A 23,943-nucleotide genomic window follows, 5' to 3' on the forward strand; every position below is an offset into this window, starting at 1 on the left:
GTTAACCTCTTTCCTGTAATGTTTTAACCAATCCTGCAATCGTATTGCCACCCGACTGAAGAGCAGAAATAACGTTCTTAGCAGGCGACTGCAATAATCCGATGATCTCACCGATGAGTTGCTCTTTCGATTTGAGGTTTACGAGCGCGTCGATCTGGCTGTCGCCGATGAAAATGGAGGAGTCGATGAAAGCTACTTTCAGCGCCGGCTTTGTTTCCTTACCTTTTCTCAATTCCTTGATCAGCTTTGCCGGGGCATTTGCCGAGGAAGAGAACATGATAGTGGAAGAACCTTTCAGCTCGCCGTACACGCCTGAGTACTCACCGCCGGCAGCTTCCATTGCTTTGATCAGCAACTTGTTTTTAGCTACCTGGATGGTGATACCGTTCTCAAAACATTTACGACGGATGGCGTTGATCTTAGCAACGGTAAGGTTTGACGTATCGGTAATGTAAAAATTACCATACTCATTGATCTGATCAGTAAGTGCCTGAACAATCTCTTGTTTTTCTTCTCTGTTCATGATTAGATCCCCGCTACTGTTTTAGTTTCAACTTCGATTCCGGGACTCATTGTAGAAGACATGTGAATGCTTTTAAAATAAGTTCCTTTTGCAGCAGATGGTTTCAATTTAGAGATCGTCTGGATCACTTCCAGCGCATTCTCATAAATTTTATCTGCAGGGAAAGATACTTTCCCGATAGAAGCATGGATAATCCCGGTCTTATCAACCTTGAAATCGATCTTACCGCCTTTTACGTCGGTTACCGCTTTTCCTACTTCCGTAGTTACGGTACCCGATTTAGGGTTCGGCATCAGGTTACGTGGTCCCAGGATACGTCCCAGTCTACCAACCTTTGCCATTACACTAGGCATTGTAATAATGATATCAACGTCAGTCCAGCCACCTTCTATTTTGGCAATGTATTCGTCCAGGCCTACGTAATCCGCTCCCGCTGCTCTTGCTTCTTCTTCCTTATCAGGACTTACCAAAGCCAAAACGCGGACAGTTTTACCGGTACCATGAGGAAGGCTTGCAATACCACGCACCATTTGATTCGCTTTACGCGGATCCACACCTAAGCGAACATCGATATCAACCGATGAATCGAATTTGGTGAGCGTGATCTCCTTTACCAGGGCCGCAGCTTCCTGTAACGAGTATGCTTTACCAGCCTCAACTTTCGAACGTGCCGTTTTTTGATTTTTTGTTAATCTAGCCACTTCTTAAACTGATTATGATTTAATTAATTGTTCCAGGGAGCCGTACCTGATACGGTGATCCCCATACTGCGTGCTGTACCAGCAACCATTTTCATGGCCGACTCTACTGTGAATGCATTCAAATCCACCATTTTATCTTTTGCAATCGTTTCAACCTGGTCCCAGTTTACACTGGCTACCTTTTTACGGTTTGGCTCTGCAGACCCGCTTTTAATACCGGTAGCTTCCATTAACTGGATAGCCACAGGAGGGGTTTTAATGATAAAATCAAATGATTTGTCAGTATAAACAGTGATCAATACCGGCAAAATCTTACCGGGCTTGTCCTGGGTACGGGCATTAAACTGCTTGCAGAACTCCATGATGTTCACCCCTTTTGCACCCAATGCAGGGCCTACCGGGGGAGAAGGATTTGCAGCGCCGCCTTTGACTTGCAGTCTCACCATTGCACCTACTTCTTTTGCCATATTATTTATCTACTTTATTTATTTCTCAAGTTAGTAGTGGAAGCTGTAACTTTGAGCTCATATCCATTAGTTGTCAGTTTACAGTGATCAGTAGTCAGTTCTTATAACGCCTACCATCGCACTCAACTGTTTTAATATCGATGACCAGTGTTAAGAATTCAATTTATGCATGCAGCAGGAACTGATCACTCACAACTGATCACTGATCACTCCTTCTCTACCTGCATATAATTCAGCTCGAGCGGGGTACGGCGACCGAAGATCTTCACCATTACTTTTAGTTTCTTCTTCTCTTCGTTCACCTCTTCGATCACGCCGTTAAATCCGTTGAAAGGTCCGTCCATTACTTTAACGTTCTCTCCCACATAGAAAGGCACATTGATCATTTCTGTCTGGCCTGCCATCTCATCCACCTTGCCGAGGATGCGGTTCACTTCAGCCGGCCGCATTGGTACTGCATTACCGCCCTTGTCGCCAAGAAACCCGATCACGCTATTTACATTCTTGATAATATGTTCAAGCTCACCATCTAAAGTGGCTTCTATCAGCACGTATCCAGGGTAGAAATTTCTCTCTTTCGCGATCTTTTTACCATCACGCATCTGGTAGTACTTTTCCATAGGGATCAGCACCTGGGGCAATAAATGCGAAATGCCGAGACGATTAACTTCCGCCTCGATATACTGTTTCACTTTTTTTTCTTTACCGCTTACAGCCCTAACCACATACCATTTCAGTTGATCACTCATCATCCAGTCGTTTTATGTAAGTGATTTATATAATAGTTTTAACAGGTTTCCGGCTACCTGATCCATTGAAAACACTATCCCAGCAATAATCAGAGAAGCTACCAGTACGATCATTGCAGAGCTCCACAATTCTTTCCTGGTAGGCCATGACACCTTTTGGGTCATCTCTATATATGATTCTTTAATAAATTCTACTACGCCAGCCATGTATACGTTTAGCTATTTGCACGGGAACAAGGATTCGAACCCTGATCAAAGGTTTTGGAGACCTCTATTCTACCATTGAACTATTCCCGTGTATTCCCTCCCCGGGAGGGATCAACTTCTATCAGAACAAAGTACCCAGGAGGTTTTTCCTGGGTACTTTGCCACTGTTTTCCCCGTAGGGAAGTATTATTTTAAGATTTCAGTTACCTGTCCGGCACCTACGGTCCTGCCACCTTCACGGATAGCGAAACGTAAGCCTTTTTCCATCGCGATAGCATTGATCAGCTTTACAGTGATCGATACGTTATCACCAGGCATAACCATTTCTACACCTTCTGCCAGGGAGATCTCCCCGGTTACGTCAGTGGTACGGAAATAGAACTGAGGACGGTATTTGTTGAAGAACGGAGTGTGACGGCCACCTTCTGCTTTCGACAATACGTAAACTTCTGCCTTGAAATCGGTGTGAGGCGTTACTGAACCTGGTTTGCAGATAACCATACCGCGACGGATATCGGTCTTCTCAATACCGCGTAACAATAAACCTACGTTGTCACCAGCTTCACCCCTGTCAAGGATCTTGCGGAACATTTCCACACCCGTAACAGTTGATTTAAGGTTTTCAGCGCCCATGCCCAGGATGTCTACAGGCTCACCAGAGTTGATCACACCACGCTCGATACGGCCAGTAGCAACAGTACCACGACCAGTGATCGAGAATACGTCTTCCACAGGCATAAGGAACGGAAGGTCAGTCAAACGCGGAGGAATCGGGATGTAGCTGTCTACAGCGTCCATTAACTCCATGATCTTATCCACCCACTTAGGATCAGCGTTTAAGCCGCCCAAAGCTGAACCCTGGATCACAGGAATATCGTCACCCGGGTATTCGTAGAATGATAATAATTCACGGATCTCCATTTCAACAAGCTCTAACAATTCCGGGTCATCTACCATATCCACTTTGTTCATGAATACAACCAATGAAGGAACACCTACCTGGCGAGACAAAAGGATGTGCTCGCGTGTTTGTGGCATCGGACCGTCTGTAGCCGCAACTACGATGATCGCGCCGTCCATCTGCGCAGCTCCTGTAACCATGTTTTTTACGTAATCCGCGTGACCCGGGCAGTCTACGTGTGCATAGTGACGGTTTGCTGTTGAATACTCAACGTGAGCTGTATTGATGGTGATACCTCTTTCCTTTTCTTCAGGAGCAGAGTCAATTGAATCAAATGAACGTGCTTCAGATAAACCTTTATCTGCCAGTACTTTTGTAATAGCGGCAGTTAATGTAGTCTTACCGTGGTCAACGTGACCGATTGTACCGATGTTTAAGTGCGGCTTACTGCGGTCAAATTTTTCTTTTGCCATTGTTTTATACTTATTAGTAGGTTAATTTTATTTAGTTGTTATTAATACACTTCTATGAGCCAATGATGGGACTTGAACCCATGACCTCTTCCTTACCAAGGAAGTGCTCTACCGCTGAGCTACATCGGCTGTTGATCGCTAACCCGGTCGTAAAACTGGGTTGCAGATCCGGTGAGCGGAAGACGAGGTTCGAACTCGCGACCTATAGCTTGGAAGGCTATCGCTCTACCAACTGAGCTACTTCCGCTTAAAATATGATGCGGTTTTGATTTATCGTAATTTACGACAATCAAAACCACGATCATCATTGTGGGGGGAGAAGGATTCGAACCTTCGTAGCCGAAGCAACGGATTTACAGTCCGTCCCATTTGACCGCTCTGGTATCCCCCCGGTATACCTAAGGCCTGAACCTTAGGATATAAAGAGCCCCCTATCGGGATCGAACCAATGACCTACTGATTACAAGTCAGTTGCTCTACCAGCTGAGCTAAGGAGGCTTTTATATTTAAAAAACTTTGTTAATACCTTAAAGAACGTATTTCAAAAGGGCAAATGAACTATTTATTATACCCCCCTGAAACGGACTGCAAATCTACACAAAATAAAAGCCCAACAAAATTTTTTTACAAAAAAAATCGGCAGGGTTCTCCCCGCCGATCATTTATGTATTTTATTGTTAAACTGCCTATTCTGCGCTGGCTACTTCGGCCAGGATTTCCTTGTGGTTGCTTAAATGTGACCTGAGTTTGGTTTTATATTTCTCTACCTGCTTACGCAGCGATTCGATGGCAAGATCGGTAGCTTCTTCAAATGATTTGCATTGCTCCTTCGCGAAAAACTGTGTACCAGGTATGCTTACCTTAATCTCGGAGACCTTATTCGCCTCATCCTCTGTATTTTCGAGTTTGAGATAAACCTCTCCGCTGATGATTTGGTCGAAGAACTGGTCAAGCTTATCAACTTTTTTCTGGATGAATGCCAGTAACTTTTTGTCTGCGGTAAAGTGGATTGATTGAACACTGATTTTCATGTTTCCTCCTGTTTTTTAAGCTTTGGGATGGGCTTGTTTATAAATTAATTTTAACCGGTCCACTGAATTATGGGTATATATCTCCGTAGCAGCCAGGCTCGCATGACCGAGCAACTCCTTGATCGCGTTAATGTCGGCTCCGTGATTTAGCAAACTGGTAGCGTAGGTATGCCTGAGAACATGCGGACTTTTTTTCTGGTGGGTCGATATGCTTGAAAGATATTTTTTCACTATCCGGTAAACCAGGCCGGGATAAATGTCCAGTCCTTTATTTGTAACGAGCAGCGTTAACGAATTGTTATTAAATTGTTGCTTTTTTTTCTCGCTGATATACAGTGAAATAAGATTAACCAGTGATTTATCTACCGGGATGATCCGCTCTTTGTTCCTTTTCCCGAGCACTTTTATAGTTTCGGCATGAAAATCCACCGATCCTTCCCTAACGGAAACAAGTTCTGCGAGGCGCATACCCGTGCCGAACAACATCTCCATGACCAGTTTATCGCGAAGACCTGTGAAATCGCCTGCAAACACACCCGGATCGTCGAGCAGGAGGTTGAGCTTTTCTTCTTCCACAAATACGGGGAGCTTCCTGGGGATTTTGGGCGCCTTTACCTGCATCAGCGGATTATGTGACGCAAGCCCCTCCCGCAGGAGAAATTTATAAAATGAGCGCAGCGACGAAAGCTTCCTGGCCACCGATTTAGGGCTCATCCCGTTGTCGAGCAGTTCAACCATCCACGAGCGCACATGAAAATGCGTCGCATCTGCAAGATTAATTTCCGATTGGCTTAAGAAATCTGAATATTGCTGAATATCCTCCCGGTAGGCCCCAAACGTGTGCGGCGAAAAGCGTTTCTCGTATTGAAGGTAACTGATAAAACGCGTTAAAAACATAGGTGGAGAGTTATATTCCCGAGTGAATATACGGAATACCTGATCCGCCGAAAGAAAAAAACAAAAAAGCTGCTTAACTACACCGGGCGGAATAGCTAAGCAGCTCTATATATCACAGGATATAAATTAAACTACATCCTGGTTGAGGCCTTGTTTATAAACGGCGCGTTTAACCACGTTACGGCGGGCAACAGATTTCTTCTCATATGCCTGGCGACTACGAAGCTCTCTTAAAACACCCGTCTTTTCGAACTTTTTCTTGAAACGCTTAAGCGCTTTGTCAAGTGATTCGCCATCTTTTACATTGATAATGATCATGATCTAAAAATACCCCCTTTCATTTTTCAGGACTGCAAATGTACAAAACAGCTTTAGAAAAACCAAAGAGATTAAATAATAATCGCTATTTCAGGATCTCCCTGGCGATCACGATCTTTTGGATCTCCGAAGTCCCTTCACCGATGGTGCAGAGTTTTGCGTCCCTGTAGTATTTTTCCACCGGGAAATCTTTGGTGTAACCATACGCACCAAAGATCTGTACCGCTTCATTTGCGGTACGTACAGCCACTTCCGACGAATAGTATTTGGCCATGGCAGAGAGCTTTGTAACCGGTTCGTGCCTGTTTTTCTTATCCGCGGCCTGCATGATCAGGAGTTCTGCCGCTTCAATCTCTGTAGCCATGTCGGCAAGCTTAAACGAAATTCCCTGGAAACCGGATATCGGCTGACCAAACTGGTGGCGTTCTTTCGAATACTTCAATGCGGCCTCAAAAGCGCCCCTGGCAATACCAAGCGCAAGTGCCGCAATAGAAATCCGGCCACCATCGAGGATCTTCATCGCCTGTTTAAAGCCCTCTCCTTCCGCGCCAAGCAGATTTGCTTTCGGGATCCGGCAATTATCTAAAATAACTTCCGTCGTTTCGGAAGCGCGCATACCCAGCTTATTCTCTTTTTTACCGGCGGAGAACCCTGGTGTGCCCTTCTCCACCACAAAGGCTGACACGCCGCCGGACTGGCCTTTTTCCCCGGTTCTGGCCATCACTACGGCTACATCACAGGATTTTCCATGGGTGATCCAGTTCTTGGTTCCCGATAACACGTATTCATCGCCATCCTGAACGGCGGTGGTGGCCATTCTCAACGCGTCAGAACCGGTATTAGCCTCTGTAAGCGCCCAGGCTCCAAGCCAGGCTCCGGAAGCCAGCTTCGGTAACCACTTAATCTTTTGATCATGACTACCAAAGCCGAGGATATGCCCGGTACACAATGAGTTATGCGCAGCTACCGACAACCCGATCGAGCCGCATACCTTGGAAATCTCCGAAATCACCCGAACATATTCCTGGTAGCCAAAACCCGATCCCCCGTATTCCTCCGGCACCAGCACACCCATCAAGCCCAGCTCTCCCAGCTGCTTAAATACCTCCAGCGGAAAATGCTGCGTCTCGTCCCACTCCATTACATGCGGCCTGATGTACCGGGAGGCAAAATCCTGCACCATCTGCGTAATCATCAGCTCATTTTCTGAAACGGTCGGATCCTGTCCTATATCAATCATATTATCGGGTTTATAGTTAGTCTTCTCCAACAACACACATCTGGAAGATTAGTTGTCGGTAAGTACCATGATTAGTTCAGAACACAAGGTAGGGAATTATTTTTCGGATCACCTCCTCCGGAAGGACCAGCACCCTGGACAGGTCATCGGCCGACCGGTATGGCCCGTGCTGCTTCCGGTATTGAAGAATGGCATTTACCTGTTTAAAGGTCAGGTAGGGCATTTTCTTCAGATCATCGAACCCGGCGGTATTAACCGGTATCTGCCTGATAACGGCGGGGTCAATTTTCAGCCTCTCCTGCAGCTGCCCGTACCTGGCTGAATCCATTCCGTATACTTCCAGCAACTGTTCCTTTTTGTAAAAACCGCCCAGCCGGTCCCGGTAACGGATAATACGGGAGGCAAACGCCGGACCGATCCCTCTTACCGCCTCAAGACCCGCGGAATCAACCGTGTTAAGCTCAGCTACAGGGTCAGGAAGCCGTTCGTACCGGTCTGCCTCGAAAGATCTTGGCGCGGATCCACGTGGAGGTGAGACTATTTGTATATACGGCTCAAGGTTACCGTACAGCTCCGCGCTTATCGAATAGATCTTCCGGAGGTCTTCTTTCCGGTAAAACCGGCCGCCTTTCAATTCGAAATTCTTAATGGTCCTCACCTGCCTGGAGCTTAGTCCTAACTTAAGCCAGGATTGTTCCGGAAGACCGTTTGGATCAAACTTAAAATAATAAGGCTTGCCGCTCTTCCTACGATAAGATGATCCGTCATCCCCGTGTTTTTTTTCCGCCCTGCGAACCGTTTCAAAGCGCGCGATTTCGCTTCTGAATGCGGAAAGATCAAACTCTTCTGGCGGCCGCAGCCACTCATACACGTAAGGACTCAGGTAAGCCAGCAGCAGGATAGCGAACAAAATCAGTATCCCGTTCAACTCACGCTTTGTGAAACTTAAAAGTTTTACCAGGTGCTCCATGGAACAAAGCTGGCTATTAAAAGCACATAGTGGCCGCGAATAAGTACTTATTAACGGACTTTTTTATCAACACATTGTCTAACAACAACAATGTTGATAACCCTTGCATAAAACGCGGACTGGTTAAAAAGTTCGCAATAAAGTTATGGCCCGCTACCTCATAATAATCCTTTCGCTGTTTACCCGGTGCCAGGATCAGGCAAAATTATGGGGATAGGGATATATTTTTATCCTCCTCCGATCTTATTGGAGTAACCTAATAAAAACAAGTTACTTATTTGTAGTGAAATCCTGTCATCCTCCCGGGGGGTCCCGTACGCGCGAAGGATAATTATCGTCCACACTTTCGGACTGATCCATACCAGGCAAGCTGAAGCAATAGCAGGTATTTAAAAGGAACAGGCTGCCCTTTTTAAGACAGCCTGTTCCTTTTTTACCGGGGAACTGGAAAATTCCCGAATTCGTCGGCTGCTGAACAGCCAGGTTATTTTACTTTACAGCACCAGGTGTAGTGTAAGGGAGGTTCTGAGGATCGAAATGAGCCCAGCCAGTTGACCAATCAGTTGTTCCAAATGCGCCTTTGTAAGCAACCTTTTCAAAGAAAGCGTCGGTTACTTTCGTATTAGTAAATACAGCACCGGTTTCGGCAGCTGAACCAGTTTTTACTGTGAATACCGGAACTCCCGCAGAAGCGGCAGCAACGATATCAGCAGGGTATTTGTAAGGATTGTTCATCAATACATCACCATAGCTACCGGAAACAAACGCGTTATCGGCAGTGATTTTGGTTAAGATATCTGCTTTATTAGTCCCCTTAACTTCATTGCTCTTGATGTTGCAACCATATACCAGGTTGTTAGCAAAAACCAGCTCATTGTTTACAAAGTTGGTAGTAGTTGCTTTTACCAGGCCAGCTTTGCTGTCATCATCAATGTAGATACCTTCAGGGAACCCTACGAAGATCGAGTTAAAAGTACTGATCGAAGAGTTTCTGCGGATCTGTGCGGCATGCTGGAAGAAACCGTTAATCTTGGTAGCAGCGGTAGCCAATGGGCCAACGATTGTTACGTTAGAGAATACAGTTGAAGTTTTAGCGGTTTTAGCGGAACCGTCAGCATCGTTATCAGACTCGAAGCCATTTGAACCCGACTGGTCGGCTACCAGCGGGAAACGCTGCGCCAATGCAAACTGGATTTTACCGGAGAAACCGAAATCGGTGTCGAAGTCATCATCCCAGCTGCCGATTGCCAGCAAGTGCTTTGCGGTAACAGTACCACCAAACCATTCGAAAGCGTCGTCACCTGAACGATATACTTCGATATAATCAAGCGTAGTTCCGCTGCCGACACCACCCATGGTTAAGCCGTTGATCTCGTTATCCACCGAGAAAGGAATACCGGCATATTCGATACGAACATATTTCAGGGTACCGGAATTGTCAGCAGCATCTGTACCACCGTACTGAATGTATTTTGCTTCGTCGCCACCGGCAGTCGGTGTTAAACCACCTTCGATTTTAACGCTGGAGCCCTGGTTAACAGGTGCTTTTCCGAGGAGGATAATTCCACCCCAGTCACCTTCGCGGCGGGCGCCGGCAGACAGTGCGGAGGTAAATACGATCGGCTTGTCGACAGTACCGATCGCGCTGATCTTAGCACCCCGGGTGATTACCAAAGTACCTTTAGAAGCTTTGTCGCCTTTTATAATAGTGCCAGGTTCGATGGTCAGCGTGGCGCCATCCATTACATATACGAAACCTTTAATGGTGTAGATCTTATCAGCAGTCCAGGTAGTGCTGGTTTTGATGTCACCACTAACCTCAACGGTATTGCCTGCAGGAATAATCTCCCCGTCATCATCATTGCTCGAGCATGACGCCACAAATAATGAGAACGAAAGTCCCAGTAGCGCGAATAGTAGATTTTTTTTCATTATCATTTTTGTATTTTTTAAGTATTGCAAAAGAACCGTCAATACGTAACCTGAGCATCAAGCCTGTATTAAATAATTGTTAGGTTATTTACCTAGCGTGTAAGAAAGTGAAAGAGAGATATTTGCTCCGGATTTATATCTAGCGAACAGCTCATCTTTGATCTGGGCGCCGCTCGAAGGATCCGTAACTATTTTACCCGGGCTGTATTTTCCATCCTTGGTATAATCAAAGTAAAAAAGCGCAGAGTTGTTCAGGATATCGCTTACGTTTAACTTAAGCTGCATCTTGTCTTGTTTCAGGAAACGATAGTTTGCCTGGAAATCAAGCACGTTCCGCGGGTTTTCCCATACGTCTGTAAGACGCTGACCGCCCACGTTGGTGATACGCTTGCCTATGCGGTTATATAACAAGCTCAGGTTAAGCGAGTTGTTTAAGGCATTGTGCTGGATACCTGCGTTCAAAGTATAGGGCGACTGTCCTACCATCGGACGATTGTCCCGGAGGAAACCCTGTCCTTCCGGGTTCTTTACGTTCGACTTGATGATCGCGCCGTTCACGTAGAACGTAGTATTCCGGAAGAAGAACGACTCATCATTGATAAAGGCCAGGCCGTGACGGAATTCCAACTCCGCACCATAGTTAACGGCTTGTTTAGTGTTGAAATAACTGATCGACGGTGTCGAGTTCACATCGTAAATACTAGGCTCGATGGCATTGTTAAAGTGCTTATAAAACGCAGACACCGAAAACACCTCACCGGCACCAGGATAGATCTCATAACGGAGATCTGCGTTATCGATCATTGTTCTTTTCAGGTTCCTGTTTCCTTCCACAACCGCCAGCACCTCGTAGTCATAGTAGTCGAACGGGGCAAGTTCCCTGAATTCCGGGCGGGCAAGGGTCCGGTAATAAGACGCTCTTAAGTTCGATTTAGGGCTCAGTGCATAAGAGTAGTTTAAGGATGGAAGCACGTCAAAATAATCGTTCTTCACATTAAGCGGGGCACCGGTAAGCAGGTAAGAGCCCAGGTCGAGGTTAAATTTCTCCGCACGTGCACCCCATACCAATCTCGATTTGGCGCCGAGCTTATTGTCAAACATGGCATATCCGAAGCCGGTGAATGAATTAGCAGAATATTTATCGGTGCTGCGGGTTATTTCCGTCAGCCGGTATTTGCCGGCGGCAATTAAATCTTTTCCGAAAAGCGTACTTAAAGGTCTCGACTGTATATCCTGGTCGAAGCCGGTGGTCATACCCATCAGCCTTGCGCTAAAATCACGCTGACGGTATAAGCCGCCAATGCCTGCCTTTAAAGTTGCGCTCTGCGAAAACATCTTAAAGGAAACCTGGTCATTTAATGCGCCGTTGATCACGTCCTCGTTAAGGGTAGAGAAAAACCTGTTCGACTCTTTGTTGACAGAATTTACGGTTGCGAGGAAAGGCTCGTTCGTACCACGGCTGCTGATCAATCGCTGGTAACCTACTTTACGCTGATCAGGCTGCTCGTTGGTGATATTCGCATAAGAGCCGTTCCAGCTGAACTTATGATTGGTAAAAAGTTGGTGCTCTCCTTCGAGGGTGGTTTTTACAAGGCCTTTTTGAAGCAGGTCGAACGCGTAGTAATGAACGTCGCTTGACCGGCTGCGATCTTCACCTATACGATCAGTGAATTTATCATCGAGCGATCTGTTATACAGGTTCTTGAAGCTGATCTTATTTTTTCCTTTTGAGTAAGCAAGGTTTACCAGCGCGCCGACGTTGGTTGAGAAAACGTTCACCCGATCGTCATAACTATAGTACAAATATTTACGCTCTGCGTCGGGAAGTACGGTTTGTGAGTTGCGATAAGTTAACGATGCGATGAGCCCGAATCTTCCGCCGTTCTCGAAATCAACTACTTTGCCCATGCTCAGCTGGTGATTCTGCGATGGAGCCGCATTCGATGAACCGATATTCCAAACCCTGGGAAGCCTTGATAAGGCACGGATATTTTGATCCGGGGTAAGGTTATCCGTCGCGTTAGCATTCTTAGGGAAGCCGTTCCCGCTTGGAAGGCCCCTTTTATTATCAAATCCCAGGTAATTGATGGCGTAACGGGGGCCGTAATTAAAGTCTTTAAAAGTCGACAGGCTGTTCCAGCCGGTGCCAACGCCAATGGTAACGAAATTTGAAGCCGGGATATCCCTGGTAACGATCTGGATAGAACCGCCGGCAAAATCTCCTGGAAGGTCCGGAGTAGCCGTTTTGCTGATCACGATATTATCCACCAGGTTAGCGGGTACGATATCGAAAGAAAACGCTTTACGGTTAGGCTCCGAGCTTGGAAGGCTGGTATTGTCTAAACGCGCATTGTTGTAACGGTCGCCCAACCCACGAACAATAACGAACTTGTTATCCTGGATGGTGGTACCGCTCACCCTTTTTAACACCTCACCCGTGCTTTTGTCCGGGCTTCGGCTGATCTGATCGGAAGAAATCCCGTCAGAAATTACCGCCCTGTTCTTTTGTGCCGCATATAATGTATTTACCGATTCCTGCCTGGCGCTTGAAGTGATCACCACCTCCGCTAACAATTGTGAAGCAGATTCCTCCATCACTACGTCCAATACAGCGGAGGCTGCCGCTTTAACCTCGATATCGGTAATGCTTTTGGTAGAGTAACCAATATAAGAAAAGTCGAGCGTATATTTTCCCGGGGTTAAACCGCTGAGCGAGTATTGCCCGTCGACATTCGTAGAGACCCCCTTTGTACTGCCTTTGATCTTAACACTCAGGCCGATAAGGGATTCGCCGGTTTTCTTGTCGGTTACTTTTCCCGTGATCTTACCGGTTTGTGCAAATGAAAAAGATGATAAGGCTACCAAAAACACCAGGATGGCGCTTTTTAAAAAAGTTGATTGTTTCACTTTTGCTGGATTTAATAGCAGCAAAAGTATTATCACAATGTTAGGCCAATGTTAGATCGCGATTAAGGATAGATATGCTTAATGTTAAGTAATTGTAAACTCACCTTCAAAAGCATTCAATACCTTAACCTGAGCCTTTTCAAAACAAAATGCAGCAGCCAGATGGGACCGATCAGCAAAAACTTAACATCATCAAAAAATGAAGGTTTCTTTCCCTCTATTTTATGACCGATAAACTGCCCGATCCAAGAAATTATAAAGATCCCAAGGCAGATCTGCCACATAGGTGGCCATCCCGCCTGCTTCTCCATCTTTTCGAGGAAAACGATGCCCGCGCAAAACGCGAAGCTGATGATGAGCATCAGGTATGACAGTACCGGCGATAACCGGTAATAATAGTAGATCGAGAAAGCAAGCAGGAACGAAGCCCAGTTTACAAAGCCGTTCCTGGTGCCAAGAAAAGCAAGATGCGGAAAAGGTATCGCCCACACCAGTCCAAAAAGGCTGAAAACGATAAGCGGGATACAGATCCAATGGATCGTTTTGTTGGTATGGTCACGGTGAGATTCCGCATACTTATCAAAATAAGTATCCACTAAACGGGCGTTTTCCTGCTTTACCATTATCAAAAATACATATTATCCGCCGAATCAAAAACAACCCCCGCGGCGGCGACCATCCCTGGGTGAAACAAGACCTTGAATGTTAATATGTTAACAAATAAATAACGTGTGGCGGCGCCTACTGTAATGCCTTTCTCTCTATCTTTATGAGACCTGAAAAAAACCTGTTCATTTACAGCTAATTAGGGTCATTTAAAATCTAATTTTTAACATATGGCCTGGAAAAAATTTAGTGGTGAGATCATTCATGAACCGATCCTGGAAGAAGTAGAAAGAGCTATTGCACGCGAGTATCATGCCGGTAACAAACTAAAGGTTTGTATTGGTACGGATTCGCAGGTAAAAGGCTCGGTAACTGACTTTGCGACCGTTATCGTTTTCCTTCGCGAGCAAAAAGGCGGTTTTATGTTTATCCAGCAGGAACGTACTTCCCAAAAGATGAGCATTAAGGAAAGGATGCTAACAGAAGTACAGCGGTCTATTGAAATCGCGTACACTTTGTGCGATTTGCTGGACCTTTACGATGTGGGCCTGGAAGTTCATGCCGACATCAACACCAACCCGATGTTTAAATCTAACCAGGCCCTGCATGAGGCAATGGGCTATATTTTAAGCATGGGCTTCGTGTTCAAGGCAAAGCCAGAAGCGTTTGCCAGCTCGGCGTGTGCGAACAAAATCGTTCAGTAGGCGGTATCGTTACCACCTGGTCTTATTCACGGCCGCAGGTTCGGTTTTGCGGGTTTCTGCCTTCTGCAAGTATGCTTTAAACTGGTCTCCGAAACTTTTGGCCTGGGTTGCTGTCGATTCGAGGTATTTTTTCCACTCGGATGCGCCCAGCTTCCCGGGACTCTTTTCTAACGGAGTGCTAAAGGTGGTAGCGGGCACGAAATTGCCATACCGGTCACGGGCAAATGGTATAAACCCAAAATCGGTCAGCCAAAACCGGTACTTCTCATCTCTTAGCTCAGCCGTAAAGCGGTAGTGTACCGCGCCGGAGGGATGCGCCAGCACCGACTTATTCAGAACGATCATAAAGGTACCTTTACCCGCCACCGCTGTATCCGACGCATTTTCAAAGGATACCAGTTTCTTGTTCACGGTCTTAAGAAAATCCGAGGCCCGCTGAACAAGTGTCGCTCTTGCAACGCCTTTCGCTTCCACCACTTCGTAATAAATATATTTTCCCCGTTCGTCTTTCGCCAATGCGGCGTCCTGGGCATACGTGGTATTCCAACAGGTGACGAACAACAAAACGGTCACTATAATTTTCATATCGTTGAATAAAAAAAGCCGCCGGAGTTATCCGACGGCTAATTTAGCTAATATATCGCTTTGATTAGAATGCGTAAACCAGGGCAAGCGCAAACTGCGAAGCCGATTTAGAATCAGGCGCCGCCGTAGGCAGAGTGCCGCTTTTTCTGAACATGTTCGTTGATCCGTTGTCAAACCTGATCTCAGGAATAACGGTTAAGCCGCCAGCTTTGATGTTGCCGGAAACGGTAAGTGCGAATACCGACTCATCGGCTACTACACCTGAGTAAACTACAGAAGAAACTGCTTTAGATTTAAAGCTTTCTGCCCTTACACCGATAGCGCCGTAGCTCGCGTAAAGCGCGCCGCCTGTAAATCCTTCGTCAGAATCGCCTGCTGCGCTGTAATCGGCAACGTTTAATCCCAGTTTAAATTTATCAGTGATCTGGTAAGCGGTGGTCAGGTCGAACTCGGTTCCGGCAGTAGAGCCGGTGATCATATTCAGGTAAGCGTTCCATCCTTTAATAGGGGCTAAAGAGATCTGGGCGCCAAAATTATTTAAACCTAGCGTAGGAGTCGCTGAATAAGCGTTCCACTCGCTGTTAAACAACCCGACCATTACCCCTATTTTATCAGACAGGGTAGCATTTGCTTTGATACCAGCGTTCTGGAAAGGACCATTAGTGAACAGGTAAGAAGTAGAATAGTTATAGTTAGCTACCGGCGAAATTACCTCGTAACCGATAAAGGTCCCCATATAACCGGCAGTCATCGAGAACTTATCGGTAAATGCATACGTAGTATATAAATTCTGAATGTGGAATGAACCAGAACCATCTCCGCCAGGGATAGACTGCAGCTGTCCTCTCGGACCAAAAGAAAGCTCGCCGACAAAAGAAGCTTTACCGGTAGATTTCTTCAACGCCAGGTCGAGCATACCAAGAGACACTGAATTGTGGTCGGAAGCAAAGCTGGTTTGGATATTAGCGCCTTTCTCGAAATCGTATTTAAAATACGTATCTACCGAACCCGAGATCTGTAGGGTATCCTGCGCCTTCGCAAAAGATACGGTTGCCGCTGCCATCGCAGCCATCATGGTTACTTTTTTAATCATTGTTTTTTAGTTTAATTGTTTGATAAGGTTGTATTAATACTTGGGTTAAAAGCAGGTTAAGCAGGCTCCTCTTCGGCAATGTTCCCATTACTGGTTACGATCAGGTGCCCATAGTTCTCATTGTGCTGGCTGGCATCAAGGCCTATTTCCTCATCTTCAGAAGATACACGAAGCGGCTCGATGAAATTGATCAGTTTAAAAATGAGGAACGAAACGGTAAAGCTGTAGGCGACCACAATGCCGAGCGCCTTCAACTGTGTTAAAAAGAAGGTCACGTTGCCATAAAACAATCCGTCGTTACCGGCGGCGTTTACGGCTTTGGTGGCAAAAATGCCGGTGAGCAGCATCCCGACCATCCCGCCCAATCCATGGCAGGGAAACACATCCAGGGTATCGTCGAGCGTAGATTTCTGCTTATAATAAACAGCTACGTTAGAAATGATGGCCGCAATAAAGCCAATAAATATACTTTGCGGAATAGCTACGAAACCTGCAGCCGGTGTGATCGCTACAAGGCCTACTACAGCCCCGATACAAAACCCAAGTACCGAAGGTTTTTTTCCGCGGATCACATCAAAAAACATCCAGGAAAGTCCTGCTGCCGCTGCTGCAGTGTTGGTAGTCGCAAAAGCCGACACCGATAACATATTGGCACCCAGCGCCGAGCCCGCATTAAAACCAAACCAGCCAAACCAGAGTAAACCTGTTCCGATGAGCACGTAAGGAATATTAGCCGGCGGGATCTCTTTGTGTTCCAGGTGTGTTTTGCGGCGTTTTAACACCAGCGCACCAGCCAACGCTGCACAGCCGGCAGAGATATGTACTACCGTACCGCCTGCAAAATCCAGTACACCCCATTGGAACAGGAAGCCTTCAGGATTCCAGGTCCAATGCGCCAACGGCGCGTAAACCAGCAGGCTAAATAACACGATAAACAGGATATAAGAGGTAAAACGGATGCGTTCAGCCACCGCTCCTACAACAAGGCCGGGAGTGATAATTGCAAACATCAACTGGAACAGGGAAAATAACAGCAAAGGAATCGTTAACGGCGCAGTTCCGCCAGGAAGCAGCGGCTGCCCGGAAGCCACGCCTTTAAAGAAAAAGTGGGTCATCGGGTTCCCGATAAATCCGTTAACCGTTTCGCCGAAACACAGGCTGTATCCAACAACTACCCAAAGAACGGTCACTACACCTGCTGCAACCACGCTCTTCATCATGGTCGAAAGCACGTTTTTACGATGAACCATACCACCGTAAAAAAAGGCGAGACCGGGTGTCATCAGGAAAACCAGGGCAGTCGCCACAATTATCCACGCAACGTCCGCAGAATTGTACTTTCCATCATCGAAATTTGGCAATGAAGGAATAAATATCGCCCCAATTGCTACGGATGCGAGTAATAAAAAAGGAACCGTTTGTTTTAGAGTAAGTTTACGCATAGATCAGTTAATTATACCTCATTAAAAATTCACCTGATATTATGATTTTATATAAATATCATAATTTATATCGATTAATTTTATATTTTCATCAAAAAAGTTAAAAAAAAACGACAATTACAATAGATACCCTACAAAAACTATATTTTTTATTGCTATAGTATTATATCAATAGACTTTTTAGCTTGAAACCGGCGGATATTACCGTTATATTAATTAAACAAAAGTTTTCCACACTATTTCTGGCAAAACAGCGGCACAGGTGAATATAGGAGTGCCTTAAACCGGTTATTTACCGGATTTAACACACCGAAATGAAAAATCGGGATAAAAACAGCGCTCAGATCAACAAAGAGCTCACCGGAAGATAGTTGACTCCCTGGAGAACGCCTCTGCGCTCAAGCTCTTTGTCGATGTAGGTCTGGATCTCCGCTTTGCGAAGGTTCCAGTTGGGGGCGATCAGCAGATCGTAGTCAGAAAGACCGAATAAACGTTGTATGACGATATCAGGTCTGAGCAACGGTATAAATTCTGCCAGGAAATCCGTGTATTCTTCCAGAGAAAACAACTTAAAGGGTTCGCGTTTATACTTAACACCCATTACCGACCCTTCCACGATGTGCAGGTGATGAAGCTTTACAAACTTGATCTGCGGGAAACGGTTGATCTCGTCGGCATATTTAAGCATCATCTCCCGTGTTTCCCATGGGAAACCAAAAATAGTATGCACACAAAGGTCCAAACTGGTATTCCCGGCAAGATTTAAGGCAAGCTCCAGTTCCTCATGCGTACAACCGCGATTGATCTGGGCCAACGTGTCGTTATAAATAGACTCCATGCCCATCTCCAGGTCCACGTCCAGCTTTGCGGAATAGCTTTCCAGCAAAGCGATCTTTTCAGCATCGATACAATCCGGCCGCGTGCCAACCGATAACCCGACCACATTTTCCGGGTTTACCGCCAGCGCAGCATCATACATCATTTTCAGGTAATGGGCCGGCGCATAGGTATTCGTGTTCGGCTGGAAATAAATAATGAATTTTTCCGCGGCGTAACCTTTAATGGCCCGCTCCATGCCTTGCTCTATTTGTTCGCGGATATCGGGAAGGCTTCGCGAAAGCTTTGGTGTAAACGAATCTACATTACAATAGGTACAGCCACCGTAACCTTTACTCCCATCCCGGTTAGGACAGGTGAAGCCGCCATCTACAATAATCTTAAATACGCGCTTACCGTCGTATTTTTTACGCAGGTAGGCGCCATAATAATTATAAGGCTTGTGTCCGTAGTCGAGGGGTGTTCCCAATAGTAATATTTTTTACAAATATACGAATCCTCGCGCAGCACGTGCCTTCGTGGTCATAATCAGCCAAACAATCTGCGTTTTAATCGATTATTATTAAACATCTCTAATTCCTTTACTATGAAAACTGCACAATCCATCAAGGGCGGACAGGGCCAACCAACTTCAGACAGGGCTTTCCATTCCGCCAGGCAAGACAAAAAACAAACCGGCGTTTCAAATTCCGGGGGCCAGAGCGCCGACCAGACCAGCAACAAAAACACCGATAAAACGGAAAAGAAACACGCCGGCCAAAACAAGGATAATGGGCAGGCATAAAGCCCGCCCGGTAAGTAGCCGACATTGACCGGCGATTTTATACCTTTGGGCTGATCTTGTGAATGGAAACTACCAATAAGTACACGCCCGGGCATAAAATCCGCCTGGTTACCGCTGCGGCTCTTTTCGACGGACACGATGCGACCATCAATATTATGCGTCGCATCCTCCAATCGTCAGGCGCCGAAGTGATTCACCTGGGCCATAACCGCTCGGCGGAAGAAGTGGTCAACTGCGCCATCCAGGAGGATGTACAGGGAATTGCCGTAACCTCGTACCAGGGCGGCCACATCGAATATTTTAAATACATGATCGACCTCCTCAGGCAACGGGGAGCCGATCATATTCGCCTCTTCGGCGGAGGAGGAGGCGTGTTTCTTCCGCACGAGATCAGGGAGCTGCTCGATTATGGAGTCTCAATGATCTACTCGCCTGATGATGGCCGGAGAATGGGCCTCCAGGGAATGATCGACGATATTCTTAAAAAATGCGACTTCCCCTCAGGCCAGCACGCGGCCCAAAAAGGCGAAGAGTGGCAGCTCGATACTCCCCTTGCAATCAGCTCGGCTATCAGCATGGTAGAAAATGCGCCGGAAGAAGCGCAGGGCATGGCACGAAAAATACCCCGGGCTCAACCCGGAACGATTCCCGTGCTGGGGATCACCGGTACGGGGGGTGCGGGGAAGTCGTCACTTACAGACGAGCTGGTGAGGAGATTTCTTGCCACCACGGACCTCCGGATCGCGATCATTTCCGTAGATCCATCGAAACGAAAAACGGGGGGAGCCTTACTGGGCGACCGGATCCGCATGAACAGCATCGATACTCCCAGGATCTACATGCGGTCCCTGGCTACCCGGCAGGCAAATCTTGCGCTCTCCAGGCACATCCAGGAGACCATAAATATTTGCAAGGCGGCCGGTTACGAACTAGTGATCATCGAAACCTCCGGGATCGGCCAGTCTGATACCCTGATCACCAATTATTGCGATGTTTCCCTGTATGTGATGACGCCGGAATTTGGCGCAGCCACCCAACTCGAAAAAATCGACATGCTCGATTTCGCCGACGTTGTGGCCATTAACAAATTCGACAAGCGCGGATCACAGGATGCTTTACGCGATGTGCGCAAACAATATAAACGAAATCACCAGGTATTCGACCTTCCCGACGACCAGCTGCCCATCTTCGGCACAATGGCTTCCCGGTTTAACGACCGGGGTACGAATGAACTGTTTGTTGAGCTGACCCGGGTACTGGCTGATAAAACCGGCATCAAATTCGCCGGTAAAATTCACCTGCCGGTCGCCGGCGACGAAACAGCTTATATTATACCGCCGGGGCGGATACGTTACCTTGCTGAAATCGCCGAAGCAAGCGACACCTACAACCGTTGGGTACGCGAACAAAGCCTCGTGGCGGACCAATTATACCAGGTTGAAGGCACTAAAAGCCTATTGGATGCTGACGGATTGCCCGCATTAACTGCTCTTTTGGCCGAATTGCGGGAGAAACAGGATCCCGTATGCCGGAAAATGCTTGGAAACTGGGCCGGCCTAAAGGCCACCTACCAGGCAGACGAGCTTGTGTACTCCGTAAGGGGAAAAGATATCCGGCAACCATTAATGTACCGCTCCCTTTCCGGCATTAAAGTGCCCAGGATCGCTCTTCCGAGATACGAAAGCTGGGGCGACCGTCTTCGCTGGCTGCTTACAGAAAATATACCCGGTGAATTTCCCTATGCCGCAGGTGTTTTCCCTTTGAAAAAAGAAGGCGAAGATCCCACGCGCATGTTCGCCGGTGAAGGCGATCCTGAGCGGACCAATAAACGATTCCATTACTTATCGGCAGGCCAGGCCGCGAAACGGTTATCCACGGCTTTTGATTCCGTGACGTTATACGGGGAAGATCCGGGAGTACGGCCCGACATTTATGGCAAGATAGGTAACTCCGGGGTAAGCATCGCTACGCTGGATGATGCGAAAAAACTCTATTCAGGATTCGACCTCTGCAGCCCGTTCACTTCCGTTTCTATGACCATCAACGGGCCTGCACCCATTATCCTTGCCTTCTTTATGAATGCAGCGATCGATCAGCGATGCGAATTATATATCAGGAAGCATGGGCTTGAAGACCTGGTAAAAGAAAAGATCACCGCTATTTACCGGGAAAAGAAAATAGCCGTGCCAGCCTACGAGGGCGACCTCCCGGCAGGAAACGACGGGCTCGGCCTGATGCTGCTTGGGGTAACCGGCGACCAGGTGCTGCCGGCAGACATCTATCAGCAATTAAAACGCGAGGCGATATCCGCGGTGCGCGGGACCGTCCAGGCCGATATACTAAAGGAAGACCAGGCGCAAAACACCTGTATTTTCTCCACAGAATTTGCGTTGCTGATGATGGGAGATATTCAGCAATATTTTATTAACGAAAAAATAAGGAACTTTTACTCGGTATCGATCTCCGGTTACCATATCGCCGAAGCCGGCGCCAACCCGGTTACGCAGCTGGCTTTCACGCTGGCGAACGGATTTACCTATGTAGAATACTATCTTGGCCGCGGCATGCACATCGATGATTTCGCGCCTAACCTGTCTTTCTTCTTCTCCAATGGCATCGATCCGGAGTATTCTGTGATCGGGCGGGTAGCAAGGAGGATCTGGGCCAAGGCCATTAGAAATAAATACCGTGGAAATGAACGGTCGCAAAAGCTCAAATACCATATTCAAACATCTGGAAGGTCGCTTCACGCGCAGGAAATCGACTTTAATGATATCCGGACAACACTCCAGGCCCTATATGCCATTTACGATAATTGTAATTCACTGCACACCAACGCATTTGATGAAGCCATAACTACGCCAACCGAGGACTCGGTGAGGCGGGCGATGGCGATCCAGCTGATTATTAACCGCGAACTGGGCCTTGCAAAAAATGAAAATCCTTTACAAGGATCTTTTATCATCTCCGAACTTACAGACCTCGTCGAAGAGGCGGTATTGGAGGAATTCAGGCGTATAAATGATCGCGGAGGCGTATTGGGCGCAATGGAAACGATGTACCAGCGTGGCAAGATCCAGGAAGAATCCTTGTACTACGAAACGCTTAAGCACAATGGGGAATACCCTGTGGTCGGTGTTAATACGTTCCTTAACGATAAAGGATCGCCAACAATCCTTCCCTCGGAGGTGATCCGTGCTAGCGAAGAGGAGAAACAACACCAGATCCAGGCATTGGAGGCTTTTCATCAAAGAAACGCCGGTAAGTCTTTAAATTACCTTCAATCGCTGGCAAGCGATATATTGGATGGAAAAAACAGCTTCGACGCATTGATGGAAGCCGCTAAATATTGCTCCCTCGGGCAGATCACGCATGAACTCTACCAGGTAGGTGGTCAATACCGAAGAAATATGTAATTCAAAACAAGCAAAGCTTGCTTCTTACATAGCATGAATCCAGCTGAACTTGTACTCCAGGGCCGGGTCTTTGAAACGTTCTGCCAGACGGGTAAGGCGCTCCGGTAATCTTACGATATAATCACGGGCTTTCTCGCCGGCATCGTTCAAATCGTTAATACCTTCTACGTTCCAGTCGTTGATCAGCTGCTTAAGAATGTCGATATAATCATGTGAGGTATATACACCCAGGCGCTGAGCGGCATCGGCGAAGTGCGTAAACGTTTGTCCTACTTTAGTTCCCATTTCCCTCAGGAAGTGAGCGGGCATCACGATCTTTTTTCGCATCATATCTTCGAAAGCGATCATCGCTTCACTTGCGTCGACCTTTATGATCTGGCTGATAAAGTCTTTGTACGCTTTTGCATGTCTTGCTTCGTCGCCTGCAATTACCCCACACATTTTCGATAATAACGTATCCCCGTCGCGTTTAGCCAATGAGGCTACTCTCCGGTGTGATACATTGGTAGCAAGTTCCTGGAAGCTGGTGTATATGAAGTTACGGTAAGGATCGTGGTCAGTGCCGATGTCAAAGCCGTCGGCCAGCAGGTATTGGGTAGAGATCTCCATCTGGCGCATGTCCACACGGCCAGACAGGTAAAGATATTTATTGAGGAGATCCCCATGACGGTTTTCTTCAGCGGTCCAGTGTCTCACCCATTTCATCCAGCCACCTTCTTCATCGCGCGAAACGCCTTCTACCATGGAGAGCCATGATTCGTATGTAGGCAACGCTTCTTCCGTGATGGTATCACCGATCAGCACGGCGATCAGGTCGTAGGAAAGATTTTCGGCGCTTCCTCTTAGTTCCCTGATCTCCTCGAAGAAAGAGTCTTCCCGGCTGGGATCAGGCAGAAAATCTGAAGGCTGCCAGTTGGTATCAATGGGCTTTAAATAAGTGTTCATGTTGTCGAGCATATATTTTTCTATATGCTGCATCACTTCTCTTCTTGAACCGTAGCAAATTTTCATCTTCCTCTTAAAATGCTCAAAGATACATCTATACAACTGATTTACCTAGGCATTTATGGATTAAAACGGATGAGCCGGGCTTTAGTTTAAAGGGAAAGTAAATTACATAAGAAAAGCCCCAAGCTTTTGGCAAGGGGCTTTATAAAAGA

At 46.8% G+C, this 23,943-nt stretch carries 22 protein-coding genes and 5 tRNA genes; 3 read left to right on the plus strand and 24 right to left on the minus strand.

Annotation, left to right across the window (positions count from 1 at the left end):
* Position 1: 1 nt before the first annotated feature.
* The 19 genes from rplJ to GS398_RS21395 form a co-directional block, all read right to left on the minus strand.
* Positions 2 to 523: a 50S ribosomal protein L10 gene (gene rplJ, locus GS398_RS21305; RefSeq protein WP_160908863.1), complete on the minus strand. Its 522-nt coding sequence runs from the start codon at positions 521 to 523 to the stop codon at positions 2 to 4.
* Positions 524 to 525: 2 nt separating this feature from the next.
* On the minus strand, positions 526 to 1,224 hold the full coding sequence (gene rplA / locus GS398_RS21310; RefSeq protein ID WP_160908864.1) for a 50S ribosomal protein L1: 699 nt from the start codon (positions 1,222 to 1,224) through the stop codon (positions 526 to 528).
* Positions 1,225 to 1,247: 23 nt separating this feature from the next.
* The gene (rplK, locus tag GS398_RS21315; protein ID WP_160908865.1) at positions 1,248 to 1,691 is read right to left on the minus strand and encodes a 50S ribosomal protein L11; all 444 of its coding nucleotides are present in this window, start codon (positions 1,689 to 1,691) and stop codon (positions 1,248 to 1,250) included.
* 206 nt (positions 1,692 to 1,897) lie between these two features.
* Complete coding sequence (gene nusG / locus GS398_RS21320; protein WP_160908891.1) at positions 1,898 to 2,440, minus strand: transcription termination/antitermination protein NusG; 543 nt, start codon at positions 2,438 to 2,440, stop codon at positions 1,898 to 1,900.
* Between the two features lie 12 nt (positions 2,441 to 2,452).
* The gene (secE, locus tag GS398_RS21325; protein ID WP_160908866.1) at positions 2,453 to 2,647 is read right to left on the minus strand and encodes a preprotein translocase subunit SecE; all 195 of its coding nucleotides are present in this window, start codon (positions 2,645 to 2,647) and stop codon (positions 2,453 to 2,455) included.
* 19 nt (positions 2,648 to 2,666) lie between these two features.
* Positions 2,667 to 2,737, minus strand: a tRNA-Trp gene (locus GS398_RS21330).
* Positions 2,738 to 2,833: 96 nt separating this feature from the next.
* Positions 2,834 to 4,021 (minus strand): elongation factor Tu, encoded by a 1,188-nt coding sequence (tuf, locus tag GS398_RS21335; RefSeq protein ID WP_160908867.1) that lies wholly within the window; start codon positions 4,019 to 4,021, stop codon positions 2,834 to 2,836.
* 57 nt (positions 4,022 to 4,078) lie between these two features.
* Positions 4,079 to 4,150 (minus strand) — tRNA-Thr (locus GS398_RS21340).
* A gap of 45 nt (positions 4,151 to 4,195) precedes the next feature.
* Positions 4,196 to 4,268 (minus strand) — tRNA-Gly (locus GS398_RS21345).
* A 63-nt stretch (positions 4,269 to 4,331) separates the two neighbouring features.
* Positions 4,332 to 4,412, minus strand: a tRNA-Tyr gene (locus GS398_RS21350).
* A gap of 34 nt (positions 4,413 to 4,446) precedes the next feature.
* Positions 4,447 to 4,519, minus strand: a tRNA-Thr gene (locus GS398_RS21355).
* Positions 4,520 to 4,707: 188 nt separating this feature from the next.
* Entirely contained in the window at positions 4,708 to 5,052 is a 345-nt protein-coding gene (gene hpf, locus GS398_RS21360; protein ID WP_160908868.1) for a ribosome hibernation-promoting factor, HPF/YfiA family, read from the minus strand.
* 15 nt (positions 5,053 to 5,067) lie between these two features.
* Positions 5,068 to 5,949 (minus strand): phage lytic cycle repressor MrpR family protein, encoded by an 882-nt coding sequence (locus GS398_RS21365; RefSeq protein ID WP_160908869.1) that lies wholly within the window; start codon positions 5,947 to 5,949, stop codon positions 5,068 to 5,070.
* A 126-nt stretch (positions 5,950 to 6,075) separates the two neighbouring features.
* Entirely contained in the window at positions 6,076 to 6,267 is a 192-nt protein-coding gene (gene rpsU / locus GS398_RS21370; RefSeq protein WP_160908870.1) for a 30S ribosomal protein S21, read from the minus strand.
* 85 nt (positions 6,268 to 6,352) lie between these two features.
* Complete coding sequence (locus tag GS398_RS21375) at positions 6,353 to 7,507, minus strand: acyl-CoA dehydrogenase family protein (protein ID WP_202406170.1); 1,155 nt, start codon at positions 7,505 to 7,507, stop codon at positions 6,353 to 6,355.
* 76 nt (positions 7,508 to 7,583) lie between these two features.
* The gene (locus tag GS398_RS21380; RefSeq protein WP_160908871.1) at positions 7,584 to 8,477 is read right to left on the minus strand and encodes a ComEA family DNA-binding protein; all 894 of its coding nucleotides are present in this window, start codon (positions 8,475 to 8,477) and stop codon (positions 7,584 to 7,586) included.
* Between the two features lie 489 nt (positions 8,478 to 8,966).
* Positions 8,967 to 10,409 carry a beta-helix domain-containing protein gene (locus tag GS398_RS21385; protein ID WP_160908872.1) on the minus strand — a complete coding sequence of 481 codons (1,443 nt, stop codon included), beginning with the start codon at positions 10,407 to 10,409 and terminating at the stop codon, positions 8,967 to 8,969.
* Between the two features lie 84 nt (positions 10,410 to 10,493).
* Entirely contained in the window at positions 10,494 to 13,316 is a 2,823-nt protein-coding gene (locus GS398_RS21390; protein ID WP_369410283.1) for a TonB-dependent receptor, read from the minus strand.
* Between the two features lie 116 nt (positions 13,317 to 13,432).
* Complete coding sequence (locus GS398_RS21395; RefSeq protein ID WP_160908873.1) at positions 13,433 to 13,939, minus strand: Mpo1 family 2-hydroxy fatty acid dioxygenase; 507 nt, start codon at positions 13,937 to 13,939, stop codon at positions 13,433 to 13,435.
* Between the two features lie 213 nt (positions 13,940 to 14,152).
* Here GS398_RS21395 and GS398_RS21400 point away from each other — a divergent pair, with 213 nt between their 5' ends.
* Positions 14,153 to 14,626: a ribonuclease H-like YkuK family protein gene (locus tag GS398_RS21400; RefSeq protein WP_160908874.1), complete on the plus strand. Its 474-nt coding sequence runs from the start codon at positions 14,153 to 14,155 to the stop codon at positions 14,624 to 14,626.
* A 9-nt stretch (positions 14,627 to 14,635) separates the two neighbouring features.
* On the opposite strand, the gene GS398_RS21405 is transcribed toward GS398_RS21400, so the two are convergent.
* The 4 genes from GS398_RS21405 to mnmL all read right to left on the minus strand — a co-directional run bounded on the left by GS398_RS21405 (position 14,636) and on the right by mnmL (position 19,052).
* The gene (locus GS398_RS21405; protein ID WP_160908875.1) at positions 14,636 to 15,211 is read right to left on the minus strand and encodes a DUF4468 domain-containing protein; all 576 of its coding nucleotides are present in this window, start codon (positions 15,209 to 15,211) and stop codon (positions 14,636 to 14,638) included.
* A gap of 64 nt (positions 15,212 to 15,275) precedes the next feature.
* Complete coding sequence (locus GS398_RS21410; RefSeq protein ID WP_160908876.1) at positions 15,276 to 16,304, minus strand: porin; 1,029 nt, start codon at positions 16,302 to 16,304, stop codon at positions 15,276 to 15,278.
* 56 nt (positions 16,305 to 16,360) lie between these two features.
* Positions 16,361 to 17,746 carry an ammonium transporter gene (locus GS398_RS21415; protein ID WP_160908877.1) on the minus strand — a complete coding sequence of 462 codons (1,386 nt, stop codon included), beginning with the start codon at positions 17,744 to 17,746 and terminating at the stop codon, positions 16,361 to 16,363.
* Positions 17,747 to 18,086: 340 nt separating this feature from the next.
* Positions 18,087 to 19,052 carry a tRNA modification radical SAM protein MnmL/YtqA gene (gene mnmL / locus GS398_RS21420; protein WP_160908878.1) on the minus strand — a complete coding sequence of 322 codons (966 nt, stop codon included), beginning with the start codon at positions 19,050 to 19,052 and terminating at the stop codon, positions 18,087 to 18,089.
* A 117-nt stretch (positions 19,053 to 19,169) separates the two neighbouring features.
* On the opposite strand from mnmL, the gene GS398_RS21425 reads away from it, so the two are divergent.
* Complete coding sequence (locus GS398_RS21425) at positions 19,170 to 19,367, plus strand: hypothetical protein (RefSeq protein ID WP_160908879.1); 198 nt, start codon at positions 19,170 to 19,172, stop codon at positions 19,365 to 19,367.
* A 62-nt stretch (positions 19,368 to 19,429) separates the two neighbouring features.
* Positions 19,430 to 22,783 (plus strand): methylmalonyl-CoA mutase family protein, encoded by a 3,354-nt coding sequence (locus tag GS398_RS21430; RefSeq protein ID WP_160908880.1) that lies wholly within the window; start codon positions 19,430 to 19,432, stop codon positions 22,781 to 22,783.
* A gap of 24 nt (positions 22,784 to 22,807) precedes the next feature.
* Here the strand turns inward: GS398_RS21430 and GS398_RS21435 are convergent, their stop codons facing one another.
* Positions 22,808 to 23,794 carry an acyl-ACP desaturase gene (locus tag GS398_RS21435; RefSeq protein ID WP_160908881.1) on the minus strand — a complete coding sequence of 329 codons (987 nt, stop codon included), beginning with the start codon at positions 23,792 to 23,794 and terminating at the stop codon, positions 22,808 to 22,810.
* Between the last annotated feature and the right edge of the window lie 149 nt (positions 23,795 to 23,943).

This window comes from Hufsiella ginkgonis (genome assembly GCF_009834915.1).
Classification (GTDB): domain Bacteria; phylum Bacteroidota; class Bacteroidia; order Sphingobacteriales; family Sphingobacteriaceae; genus Hufsiella; species Hufsiella ginkgonis.